This is a genomic window from Lysobacter sp. P5_B12, from assembly GCF_056400425.1.
Window position 1 is genome coordinate 495,394 of sequence record NZ_JBFULG010000002.1, and the last position, 11,831, is coordinate 507,224.

At 67.8% G+C, this 11,831-nt stretch carries 12 protein-coding genes; 7 read left to right on the plus strand and 5 right to left on the minus strand.

The window, feature by feature from the left end:
• The 5 genes from AC1DOM_RS05760 to AC1DOM_RS05780 all read right to left on the minus strand — a co-directional run bounded on the left by AC1DOM_RS05760 (position 1) and on the right by AC1DOM_RS05780 (position 4,643).
• A complete protein-coding gene (locus AC1DOM_RS05760; protein WP_498961102.1) occupies positions 1 to 384 on the minus strand; it encodes a RidA family protein in 384 nt (127 codons plus the stop codon).
• 47 nt (positions 385 to 431) lie between these two features.
• Complete coding sequence (locus AC1DOM_RS05765) at positions 432 to 2,618, minus strand: RelA/SpoT family protein (RefSeq protein WP_498961104.1); 2,187 nt, start codon at positions 2,616 to 2,618, stop codon at positions 432 to 434.
• 121 nt (positions 2,619 to 2,739) lie between these two features.
• Positions 2,740 to 3,039, minus strand: coding sequence for a DNA-directed RNA polymerase subunit omega (rpoZ, locus tag AC1DOM_RS05770; protein WP_498961106.1), 300 nt, complete (start codon positions 3,037 to 3,039; stop codon positions 2,740 to 2,742).
• A gap of 104 nt (positions 3,040 to 3,143) precedes the next feature.
• A complete protein-coding gene (gene gmk / locus AC1DOM_RS05775; RefSeq protein ID WP_498961298.1) occupies positions 3,144 to 3,761 on the minus strand; it encodes a guanylate kinase in 618 nt (205 codons plus the stop codon).
• 21 nt (positions 3,762 to 3,782) lie between these two features.
• Positions 3,783 to 4,643 carry a YicC/YloC family endoribonuclease gene (locus AC1DOM_RS05780; RefSeq protein ID WP_498961109.1) on the minus strand — a complete coding sequence of 287 codons (861 nt, stop codon included), beginning with the start codon at positions 4,641 to 4,643 and terminating at the stop codon, positions 3,783 to 3,785.
• 84 nt (positions 4,644 to 4,727) lie between these two features.
• Between AC1DOM_RS05780 and rph the strand changes: the two genes are divergently transcribed.
• The 7 genes from rph to AC1DOM_RS05815 all read left to right on the plus strand — a co-directional run bounded on the left by rph (position 4,728) and on the right by AC1DOM_RS05815 (position 11,818).
• The gene (rph, locus tag AC1DOM_RS05785; RefSeq protein ID WP_498961111.1) at positions 4,728 to 5,456 is read left to right on the plus strand and encodes a ribonuclease PH; all 729 of its coding nucleotides are present in this window, start codon (positions 4,728 to 4,730) and stop codon (positions 5,454 to 5,456) included.
• A 5-nt stretch (positions 5,457 to 5,461) separates the two neighbouring features.
• Positions 5,462 to 6,055 carry an RdgB/HAM1 family non-canonical purine NTP pyrophosphatase gene (gene rdgB, locus AC1DOM_RS05790; protein WP_498961113.1) on the plus strand — a complete coding sequence of 198 codons (594 nt, stop codon included), beginning with the start codon at positions 5,462 to 5,464 and terminating at the stop codon, positions 6,053 to 6,055.
• Between the two features lie 14 nt (positions 6,056 to 6,069).
• The gene (hemW, locus tag AC1DOM_RS05795) at positions 6,070 to 7,233 is read left to right on the plus strand and encodes a radical SAM family heme chaperone HemW (protein ID WP_498961114.1); all 1,164 of its coding nucleotides are present in this window, start codon (positions 6,070 to 6,072) and stop codon (positions 7,231 to 7,233) included.
• A gap of 137 nt (positions 7,234 to 7,370) precedes the next feature.
• On the plus strand, positions 7,371 to 9,803 hold the full coding sequence (locus AC1DOM_RS05800) for a DUF1631 domain-containing protein (RefSeq protein ID WP_498961116.1): 2,433 nt from the start codon (positions 7,371 to 7,373) through the stop codon (positions 9,801 to 9,803).
• Positions 9,800 to 10,150 (plus strand): PilZ domain-containing protein, encoded by a 351-nt coding sequence (locus AC1DOM_RS05805; protein ID WP_498961118.1) that lies wholly within the window; start codon positions 9,800 to 9,802, stop codon positions 10,148 to 10,150. The genes AC1DOM_RS05800 and AC1DOM_RS05805 overlap by 4 nt, the downstream gene beginning before the upstream one ends.
• Positions 10,151 to 10,210: 60 nt before the next feature.
• Positions 10,211 to 11,530, plus strand: coding sequence for a Xaa-Pro dipeptidase (pepQ, locus tag AC1DOM_RS05810; RefSeq protein ID WP_498961120.1), 1,320 nt, complete (start codon positions 10,211 to 10,213; stop codon positions 11,528 to 11,530).
• Between the two features lie 30 nt (positions 11,531 to 11,560).
• A complete protein-coding gene (locus tag AC1DOM_RS05815) occupies positions 11,561 to 11,818 on the plus strand; it encodes a WGR domain-containing protein (RefSeq protein ID WP_498961122.1) in 258 nt (85 codons plus the stop codon).
• Positions 11,819 to 11,831: the final 13 nt, after the last annotated feature.

Consider the following 11,831-nt stretch of genomic DNA (forward strand, 5'->3'; position numbering starts at 1 on the left):
TCAGCGCAGGACGAGGATGGCGTCGACTTCGAACTGCGCGCCGCGCGGAAGCCCGGACACCTCGATGGTCGAACGCGCGGGGAACGGTGCGTCGAAATACTCCGACATCACCTGGTTGACGACCGCGAACTGCCCCAGGTCGGTGAGGTACAGGCCCAGGCGCACGACGTCGGCGAGCGAGGCATCGGCGGCTTCGCACACGGCCTTGAGGTTTTCGAATGCGCGGCGCGCCTGCGCTTCGATGTCGCCTTCGACCAACAGGCCGGTGGCGGGATCCAGCGCGATCTGGCCGGACAGGAACACCGTGTCGCCGGCGCGCGTGGCTTGCGAATACGGCCCGATGGCCGCGGGCGCGCGGTCGGTATGGATGGGCTGGCGGGGCATCGGTCGAGCTCCGTGACAAGAAGGTGATGCGCGAAGTGTAGCGGCCTCTACAGGCGCTGCACGCCATGCACCACGTGCAGGCGGCGCACGCGGCGGATCACGTCGGCCAGGTGCTTGCGGTCGTGTACTTCGATGGAGAAGCGGATCGCGCTGATGTTGCTGTCGCGTTCGACGTATTCGACGCGGTCGATGTTCGATTCGGCCTGCGCGATCGCGGCGGCGACCTGCGCGAGCACGCCCGGCCGGTTGTCGACTTCGATCTTCAGCGCGGCCTGGTAATCGCCGCTGACCTCGCGATCCCAACCCACGGGCACCCAGCGCTCGGGATTCTTGCGCAGCTCCACCACGTTCGGGCATTCGATCCGGTGCACCACGATGCCGCGGCCGGCGGTGTGGTAACCCATGATCTCGTCGCCCGGGATCGGCAGGCAGCAGTTGGCGAAGGTGATGACGCCGCGTTCGGCGCCGGTGATGAGGATGCGGTCGGTCGAGGGACGGAACAGGCCGGCGGCGTCGAGCAGCTCGCTGTTGTCCATGACGTCCGGCGCGCGGCGCGCGAGCACGTTGGCGACCTGCGAGGGCATGCGGTTGCCGAGCGCGATGTCGGCCAGCAGCGCTTCCAGGCGCGGATAGCGATGCTCGGACAGATACGATTCCAGGTGCTGCTGCGGAAGCCGGTCGAGCGAAGTGCCCAAGGTTTCCAGCGAGCGGTCGAGCATCCGATGGCCGAGTTGCACGGCGTCTTCGTGTTCCAGGTGCTTGAGCTGGTGGCGGATCGCGGTGCGCGCCTTGCCCGAGACCACGAACTCCAGCCACTGCGGCTTGGGCGTCGAGGATTTGGCGGTGATGATCTCCACCGTCTGCCCGCTGACCAGCTTGGTGCGCAGCGGCACCAGCGCGCGATCCACGCGTGCGGCGACGGCCTTGTTGCCGACGTCGGTATGCACCGCGTACGCGAAGTCGAGCACCGTCGCATTGCGCGGCAACGACAGGATCGCGCCCTTCGGCGTGAACAGGTACACCTCGTCGGGGAACAGATCGACCTTGACGTTCTCGAGGAACTCCAGCGACGAACCGGTCGAACGCTGCGACTCCACCAGGTTCGCGATCCACTGCGACGCGCGGCTCTGCGCGCTGGTCGGCGTTTCGCCGCCATGCTTGTAGGACCAGTGCGCCGCGATCCCGCGTTCGGCGATCAGGTCCATTTCCTCGGTACGGATCTGCACTTCGATCGGCGAACCGTAGGGCCCGAACAACACCGTGTGCAGCGATTGGTAACCGTTGGTCTTGGGGATCGCGATGAAATCGCGGAAGCGCCCATCCAGCGGTTTGAACGCGGTGTGCACGACACCGAGCGCGTGGTAACACTCCGGCACGGTGCGCACGACGATGCGGAAGCCGAACACATCCATCACCTGGTCGAGCGTCTTTCCTTCCGCGCGCATCTTGCTGTAGATGCTCCACGGCGACTTGATGCGGCCGACCAGCCGGTAGGAGAAACCTTCCTTCGTCAAACGTTGGGCCAGGCGCGCTTCGATCTGCGTCAGCGATTCGCGGCGCACGACCGGCTGCATGCGGATGCGCTTTTCGATCACCGCGTGCCGCCACGGATGCAGCCCGCGGAAGCCGAGGTCCTGCAGCTCGGCCTTGATCAGGTTCATGCCCAGGCGCTGCGCGATGGGCGCGTAGATCTCCAGGGTTTCGGTCGCGATGCGGCGACGCGCTTCGACGCTCTGCGCGCCCAGCGTGCGCATGTTGTGCAGGCGGTCGGCGAGCTTGATCAGGATCACGCGCAGGTCGCGCGCCATCGCCAGCAGCATCTTGCGGAAACTCTCCGCGGCGGCTTCCTGGCGGTCGCGGAACTGGAGCTTGTCCAGCTTGGTGACGCCATCGACCAGGTCGCCGACGGTTTCCCCGAATTCCTTGGCGATCGCCAGGCGCGTGAGCGGGGTGTCCTCGATCGTGTCGTGGAGAATCGCGGCGATCAGGGTTTCGACGTCGAGGCGTTCTTCCGCCAGCACCGTCGCGACGGCGACCGGGTGCGTGATGTAGGGCTCGCCCGACTTGCGGGTCTGGCCGACGTGGGCGGCGGCGCCGACGGCCCAGGCGCGGCGGAGCAGGCCGAGCTGGTCGGCGGGCAGATAGGACGCGGCCTTTTCCAACGCGAGGACGTACTCGGGGACCACCGGGGTCGATGGGGGTTCGAGCAGATGCGCGGATTCGGGGGACGGCATGGGGCCAGACTAACGCTTTGGGGAAATCGTCGCGACTTGGGGGTCCCCACCCCTGCCCTCCCCGCGGGCGGGGAGGGGGACTCAGAAAAAAGCCCCGCTTGTGCGGGGCTTTTTGTCGTTCTTAGTCGTCGCCCTTGGACATATCGTCGTCGGCGACCACTTCGGCGGCGGCCCATTCGAGGGCTTCGCGCTCCTTGCGCTCGCGTTCGGCCTTGTCGACCGCGTCGATGTAATCGGTGTCGATCTGGCGGGCGGCGATCTCGCGCAGGGCGAGGACCGTCGGCTTGTCGTTGTTTTCGGTGTTGTCGATGCGGGGCTCGACGCCGTTGGCGAGCTGGCGCGCGCGCTTGGCGGCCATCATCACGAGTTCGAAGCGGTTGTCGACCACTTCCAGGCAATCTTCGACGGTAATGCGGGCCATGGGGCTCCGGGGCCTTGCGGCCAGGCTGGATCAGAAGGGGCGCGATTGTAGGGGGGCAGCCGTCGCCTCCGCAAGCCCGGTCCTTTGAAATCAGTGAGTTGCGTTCACGAATCCGCCAACAGGGCGGCGATCAGCGCCCCGTGGCGCGCCTGCTGCATCGGCCGGCGCAGGCGGCTGGCCACGAAGATGGCGCACATCTCGTCGACCGCGGTCTCGAAATGCTCGTTGACGATCACGTAGTCGAAGTCGGCGTAGTGCGACATCTCGTCACGCGCGGCGGCGATGCGGCGCTGGATCGTGGCTTCGCTGTCCTGCGCGCGCTTGCGCATGCGCTCTTCGAGGGCTGCGCGCGAGGGCGGCAGGATGAAGACGCTGACCGCTTCGGGCACCTGCTTGCGGACCTGCAGCGCGCCCTGCCAGTCGATTTCCAGCAGCACGTCGTGGCCGGCGGCCAGTTGCGGTTCGACCGATTGCTTCGCCGTGCCCTTCCAGTCGCCATGCACGAGTGCGTGTTCGAAGAAGTCGCCCTGGGCGACCATCTCCTGGAATTGAACGGCGCTGACGAAGTGATAGTGCTCGGCGTGCCGCTCGCCCGGGCGCGGGTCGCGCGAGGTGAACGAAATCGACAGGCGGATGTTGCGGTCGCGCGCCAGGCACGCATTGACGATGCTGGATTTGCCGGCGCCCGAGGGCGCGGCCACGATGAACAGCGTTCCGCGCATGTGGCTCATTCGATGTTCCGGCTATTCAATGTTTTGAATCTGTTCGCGGATCTGGTCGATCAGCACCTTGAGCTCGACGGCCGCATTCGAGGTCCGCGCATCGACCGACTTGCTGCCGAGCGTGTTCGCCTCGCGGTTGAATTCCTGCAGCAGGAAATCCAGGCGTCGGCCCACCGGTTCCTTCTGGCCCAGCGCGCGCTTGAGTTCGGCGACGTGGCTGTCGAGGCGATCGAGTTCCTCGTCCACATCGAGTTTCTGCAGGCCGAGCACGAGTTCCTGTTCGAAGCGGCCCGGATCCACCGGCTGCGCGAGATCGGCCAGGCGCGTTTCGAGTTTCTGCTTCAGCGCCGCGCGGATGGCCGGCACGAGCGTGCGGACATCGGCGGCGATGCGCGCGATGCCGGCGTTGCGTTCGGCGATCACGGCGGCGAGGCTGGCGCCCTCGCGTTCGCGCGCGGCGACGAAATCGGAGATCACCGCATCGAGCAGCGACAGCGCTTCGGCGTGGAGCGCGGACGTGTCCGTCGCCCGCGTGCCGAGCACGCCGGGGAATTGCAGCAGTTCGGTGAAGCCGATCTGCAGGGTCGGAAAGCGGTTCTGCAGATCGCGGGCGATGTCGGCCAACTGCTCGACCACGGCCGTGTCCACGCGCAGCGCCTCGCTGCCTTCGGGCGCGCGCAAGCGCATGCCGACGTCGACCTTGCCGCGCGAGATTCGCGCGCTGATCTTCTCGCGCATCGCCGGTTCCAGCGCGCGCAGGTCGTCGGGCAGGCGCGTGCCGATTTCCAGGAAGCGATGGTTCACCGAGCGCAGCTCGCACGACAGCGTGCCCCAGGGCGTCGGGCGTTCGCCGGAAGCGAAGGCGGTCATGCTGCGGATCACGGGCTGTCCAATGGCGTCGCGCGGGGCGATGGAGGGCGGATGGTAATCTAGCGGCCCGCATCCTGCGTTCCCCCCGGAATCCCCATGACCGTCGTGCGCCCCAGCGGCCGCATGCCCGAACAACTGCGGGCCGTCTCCCTCCAGCGCGGGTTCACCCGCCACGCCGAGGGTTCGGTGCTCGTGTCCTTCGGCGACACCCGCGTGTTGTGCACCGCCAGCGTCGAAAACCGCGTGCCCCCCTTCCTCCGCGGCAAGGGCGAGGGCTGGGTCACGGCCGAGTACGGCATGCTCCCGCGCGCCACGCACACTCGCTCCGATCGCGAGGCCGCGCGCGGCAAGCAGGGCGGCCGCACGCTGGAGATCCAGCGCCTCATCGGCCGCGCCTTGCGCGCCTGCGTCGACCGCAACGCACTGGGCGAACGCACCATCACGCTCGATTGCGACGTCCTGCAGGCCGACGGCGGCACGCGCACGGCCGCCATCACCGGCGCGTATGTCGCGCTGGTCGATGCGGTGCGCCAGTTGCAGCAGCGGCGCGAAATCACCAAGGATCCGATCTTCGGCGCGGTCGCCGCGGTGTCGGTCGGCATCTACAAGGGCGTGCCCGTGCTCGACCTGGACTACGCCGAGGACAGCGGCTGCGATACCGACATGAACGTGGTGATGAACGACGGCGGCGGCTTCATCGAATTGCAGGGCACGGCCGAAGGCCACGCCTTCCGCCGCGACGAACTCGACCGCCTGCTCGCGCTGGCCGAAACCGGCATCGCGCAATTGTTCGCCGCGCAACGCGAGGCCTTGGCGCAAAAGTGAACGCGGTGCGCAAATTGGTCCTGGCAAGCGGCAACACCGGCAAGCTGGTCGAACTCCGCGACCTGCTCGCCGATGCCGGCCTGGCCTTGCACGCGCAGTCCGAATTCGGCGTGCAGGACATCGACGAGACCGGGCTGACCTTCGTCGAGAACGCACTGTTGAAGGCGCGGCATGCCGCGCGCGAAACCGGCCTGCCGGCGCTGGGCGACGATTCGGGCCTGTGCGTGGATGCGCTCGGCGGCGCGCCCGGGTTGTATTCGGCGCGCTATGCCGGTGCGCACGGCGACGCGCAGGCGAACATCGCCAAGTTGCTCGACGCACTGCGCGATGTCCCGGACGCGCAACGCACCGCGCACTTCCACGCCGTCGTGGTGTTGCTGCGCACGCCCGACGATCCGCAACCGATCATCGCCGAAGGCCGCTGGCCCGGCCGCATCCTGCATGCGCCACGAGGCGAGGGCGGATTCGGTTACGACCCGGTCTTCCTCGACCCGATGCTCGACCGCTCGGCCGCGCAACTGGATGCGCCGACCAAGCACGCACGCAGCCATCGCGGGTTGGCGCTTGCCACGTTGCGCGCGCGCCTGCACGAACTGTAAGTCTTCGTATTTCGATGTCCCTGCTCACGCCACCGCTGTCGCTGTACGTCCACCTGCCGTGGTGCGTGCGCAAATGTCCGTACTGCGATTTCAACTCGCACGAACAACGCGGCGTGCTGCCCTTCAATGCGTACGTCGATGCCCTGATCGCCGACCTCGACCAGGACCTGCCGCTCGCGTGGGGACGCGTGGTGCATTCGGTGTTCTTCGGTGGCGGCACGCCTTCGTTGTTCCCACCCGAAGCGATCGATGCGTTCCTGCAACAGGCCAGCGCGCGCCTGCGCTTCGCGCCGGGGCTGGAAATCACCCTGGAAACCAACCCGGGCACCGCCGAACACGGGCGCTTCGAAGGCTATCGCGCCGCGGGCGTGAACCGATTGAGCTTCGGCATCCAGAGCTTCGACGACGGCTGCCTGCAACGCCTGGGGCGCATCCACGACAGCCGCGAAGCCGACAGCGCGGTGAAACTGGCGCAGGACGCGGGCTACGACAACATCAATCTCGACCTGATGTACGCGCTGCCCGATCAAACCCTCGAAATGGCGGTGAACGACGTCGAGCGCGCGCTCGCGCTGCAACCGGCGCACCTGTCGCATTACCAACTCACGCTCGAACCCAACACCGTGTTCGCCGCGCGACCGCCGCAGGGCATTCCCGATCTCGACGAGAGTTGGGACATCCAGGAGGCTTGCCAGGCGCGGATCGCGCAAGCGGGCTTCGAACAATACGAAGTCTCGGCCTACGCGCAGCCCGGGCGGCAATCGGCGCACAACCTCAATTACTGGCGCTTCGGCGATTACCTCGGCATCGGCGCCGGTGCGCACGGCAAGCTCACGCAGGGCGCATCGCAATCGGTGCTGCGCCGCTGGAAGGTCAAGCACCCCACCGACTACCTGTTGAAGGCCGGCACGCCCGCGAGCATCGGCGGCGACGAAACCCTGACGACGCAGCGCCTGCCCTTCGACTACATGCTCAATGCCCTGCGCCTGCATGAGGGCTTCGCGCTGGATGCCTTCGAGGCGCGCACCGGGCTGTCGCGCGCGGCCATCGCGCCGCAACTGGACCAGGCGCGCGAACGGGGCTGGGTCACCGTGGACACCACCGGTCACGTGCGCCCGACCGAGCTGGGCCGGCGCTTCACCAACGACGTGATCGAACTGTTCCTCGCCGACGACTGACGCAGCGGGTCGGTGCCCGACCCTGCCGGTCGATCCGCGCCGCGAAGCGGCATCGATGCGGCAGCGCAGCGCATTTGCGAGTGGCGGGCGCCACAATGGCGTGTTATCTAGCGTCAACCGTTCCGCGCGAGCGACCGATGCCCGTTTCGTTCGACCTGCCCGGCACCCACACGCCTCCGGCCACCCTGGCCTCCGCCAACCTGCCGCGCCGCGTGCGCCGGGTGATGGAGCACCTCCTCAGTTTCGTCTCCGACGAGATGGCCCGCCATCTGTCGCAGATGCTCAACGAGGCCGAGCAACAGCTGTTCCGGCTCGCCGACCACGCGCGCAATCCCGGCATCCAGGCCGGGCACATGGAAACCCTGCGCACGCTGCGGCTGAACCGGGCCGACCTCGTGCCGCGTTACCTGATCGGGTTGGAAGCCGCGCTCGCCGGGATCCGCGATCCCAAGCTCGCGCAGAAGATCGGCGCCACCGGCGCCAAGCCGCCCTCGTTCCGCAACCTCAGCCTGGTCGACGACGACTCGATGGACGAGGAATCGGTGCTGCGCGACATCGCGCTGCGCCACGAGTCGCGCGCGAGCCTGCCGCTGCACCTGCTCGGCCAGCGCTTCGGCGTGCTCGCCGGCGCGCCCGCCTTCGACGCCGAACGGCTCGCGGTCGGCCCGCAGATGCTGGGCCGCATCCTGCGCGAGGCCACCAATTCCCTGCAGATCGGGCTCGAGGCCCGGCTGCTGCTGTTCCGCACCTTCGACCGCATCGTGATGGTGCATTACTCGCATCTGGCCGAAACGATGAACGCGCTGCTCGAGCGCGACGGCATCCTCCCCAGCCTGGCCTACGTGCCGCTGCGTCTGCGGCCGACCGTGCAGAACGCCAAGCCGCAGCCGCGCCGCGAGAAAGGCACGCCCGCGCCGCAGGCGGGTGGCGGCGGTGGTGCCGGTGGTGGCGGCGAAGCGAGTTTCGCACTCGGCGGCGACGCCGAGGCCCCGCATGCGACGGGCGCGGCACCGACCGAATCCGATGGCGAAGGCGAGTCCGCCCCGCCCCCGCAGCCGCGCGTCGGCGGTGGCCGCGGCCGCGTCATGGGCCCGCGCGAACAATTGCGTCCGCACACCGCGTGGATGGGCGAAGCCGACGGCGAAGAAGGCGGTTACGACGAAGAACAGGCCTACGCGCTGTTGCAGCAACTGCTGTCCGGCCGTCGCGACCTGATCGGCAAGCTGCGTCCGGGCCGTCCCGAACGCGCGCGCATGGAACTCACCACGCCCGACCTGCTGCGCGCGCTCGACAGCTTCGTCGCCTCGCCCGCCACCTCGCCCACCGGCAGCCCGCGCAGCCTGCTCGACATCAAGCAGACCCTGCTCGCGCAATCGCGCCAGGTGCACGGCAAGGGCGCGGCGTTCTCGCGCGAAGACAACGACGCGTTCGAACTGCTGGGCATGCTGTATTCGCAGATCGAGCGCGAAGTGCGGCGCGACACCCCCGCCGTCGGCCTGCTCGGCCGCCTGCAGGTGCCGCTGCTGCGCGTGGCCCTGCAGGACCGCGCGTTCTTCGTGCGCCAGCAACATCCCGCACGCCAGTTGCTCAACGCCGTCGCCGAATCCGGCGCCACCTGGCTCGGCGACGAGGAAGTCGATCCGCAACTGGTGCACTCGCTGCGCGGCGCGGTCGAACACGTCGTCCAGAATTTCCGCGAAGACCCGGCCGCGTTCGACACCGCCAACCGCGAATTGCAGGCCAGCCTGCAGCAACTCGCGCGCAAGGCCGAAGTCACCGAGCGCCGCCACGTCGAAGCGGCGCGCGGCAAGGAAAAACTCGAACTCGCCAAGCGCCGTTCCAACGAAGTGATCGAAGCGGCGGTGCGCGACCAGCGCCTGCCGAAGTTCGTGCGCGCGCTGCTCAACCAGGCCTGGGCCGACGTGCTCACGCTCTGCCTGCTGCGCCACGGCGAGGATTCGGAAGAGTGGCAGCGCCAGCTCGAAGCCACGCACCACATCGTCGCGGCCACCACCGGCAAGGCGACGGGTGAAGTCGACCCGCAACTCACGCAGCAGATCGAAAGCTCGCTGGTCCAGGTCGGATACCACATCGACGAAGCCGCGGCGATCGCGCGCCGCCTGACGACCGGCATCGCCGAAGACGAAGACGATCCGGCCTCGCGCACCGAACTTGCGATGAAGCTCAAGGCGCGCGCGCGCCTGGGCGAAGACTCGGACACGCCGAAGCCGAAGATGGCGCCGCGCAATCCGGACGAACAGGCCGCGTACGAACACTTGCGCACCCTGCCCTTCGGCACGTGGTTCGAATTCGTCTCCAACCAGCAGGGCGACCGCGTGCGTCGTCGCCTGTCCTGGTTCAGCCCGATCACCGACAACGCGCTGTTCGTCAACCAGCGCGGCCAGCGTTTGGCCGAACAGTCGCTCGATAGCCTGGCGCGCATGATGGCGATCGGCCAGGCCTACATCGTCACCGCCGACAAGGGCCGCATCGTCGATCGCGCGTGGCAGGCGGCGCTCAGTGCGTTGCGCAGTTTCGCCGGCGGCAAGGACAAGCAGGAGGAGGCATGATCGACGAATTCCGCCGTGCCAAGCGACGCAAGGTCGCCGACACGGTGATCGTGGTGGACACGATGGTCGATGCGGTCGTCGGCCGCCTGGGCAACCTGTCGGAGACCGGCATGCTGCTGATGGCGAACACCGCGATGCAGGAAGACGCGCTGTACCAGTTCCGCTTCAACCTCAACGACCCGCAGGGCCGCGAGGCCCCGATCGAAGTCGGCGCGCACCTGTTGTGGCAGGACGCCGCACACGCATCGGGCCAGCGCTGGAGCGGGTTCCGCTTCATCACGGTGCCGGACGACCACATGAAGCAGTTGCGCGAGTGGATCGACGGGCCCGGCGGCCAGTACGAGTAACCGCCGGCGGGCCTGCGTTGGGGCAGAATGTGGTCCCCCACCGCACCATGAGCGCCCGCCATGCGTCCCGATCTTGCCGCCCTCTACGCCGACCACCTCGACACGCTGAAGCAACGCGCGGATGAAGCGTTGCAGCGCGGGGGCTTCGATGCGCTGGTGGTGCCGAGCGGGCGCCTGCACTTCCAATTCTTCGACGACCGCGACTACCCCTACGCGGTGAATCCGCAGTTCAAGGCCTGGCTGCCGCTGGTGCGCGTGCCCGACAGCTGGCTCGTCTACGTGCCGGGGCAGCGGCCGAAGGTGATCTACCTGCAGCCCTTCGACTATTGGCACGTGGTGCCGAGCGCGCCGTCGGGCGACTGGGTCGAGCACATGGACATCGTGGTCATCCGCAAACCGGAAGAGGCGTTGGAGCATTTGCCGAAAAACGCCGCGCGCTGCGCGATCCTCGGTGAGCCGCAAAGTGCGCTCGGCGATTTCGTGCCGAACAATCCCGAGCCCGTCGTCGCGTACCTGGAATACCACCGTGCGTTCAAGACGCCGTACGAGATCGAAAAGATGCGCGCCGCCAGCCGCATCGGCGCACGCGCGCATCGTGCCGCGGAACGCGCGTTCCGCGCCGGCGCGAGCGAGTTCGGCATCCACCTGGCCTATTGCCAGGCCGCCGGACAGGACGCGAACGACCTGCCGTACGGCAACATCGTGGCCTTGAACGAACACGGCGCGGTGTTGCACTACACCGATCGCGACCGCATGCCGCCCAAGCCCGTGCGCAGCTTCCTGATCGACGCCGGCGCCAGCCACGACGGCTATGCGTGCGACATCACGCGCACCTATGCGCACGATACGGGCGACGAATTCCAGGCGATGATCGATGCAGTCGATCGCGCACAACTGGCCATGTGCGACCAGGTCCGCAACGGCGTCGACTATCGACAACTGCACCTGGACGCACACTTGTCGCTGTCGCGCATCCTGAAGGAGTTCAGCCTGATCACCGTCTCTCCTGAAGTCGCGGTGGAAACCGGCGTGACCTCGGCCTTCTTCCCCCACGGCATCGGCCATGGCATCGGATTGCAGGTGCACGACGTCGCCGGCTTCGCGCAGAGCGACCGCGGCGGCACCTTGCCCAAACCCGACGGCCACCCCTACCTGCGCCTGACGCGAACCCTCGCACCCGGCATGGTGGTGACCATCGAACCCGGCATCTACTTCATCGACATGCTGCTCGATCAGTTGAAGGACCGCGGCCTGGGCCCGAGCGTCGACTGGGGCCGCGTCGATGCGTTCCGCCCCTACGGCGGCATCCGCATCGAGGATGACGTGGTGTGCACCGACGATGCACCGATCAATCTGACGCGGGAAGCGTTCGCGGGCTGACCCACGGCCCGGCGCTACAATCGCACTCCCATGCGCCTGCTCCTGCAAGAACGGCCCACTGGCCGCGAGGCTCCGCGCTTCGTCCAGCTCCAACTCGAAGCCGACCTCCTCGGTGGCTGGACCCTCGTGCGCGAAACCGGGCAGATCGGCGGACGCAGCTCCCTGCGGCGCGAGCAATACCTCGACCAGGGCACCGCACTGGCCGCCTTCGAACACGCCCGCGACCTGCAACTGAAGAAAGGCTTCCAACTGATGTTCGTGCAGGGCGCCGACGCACCGCGCACCTGACCCTCCCTATTTT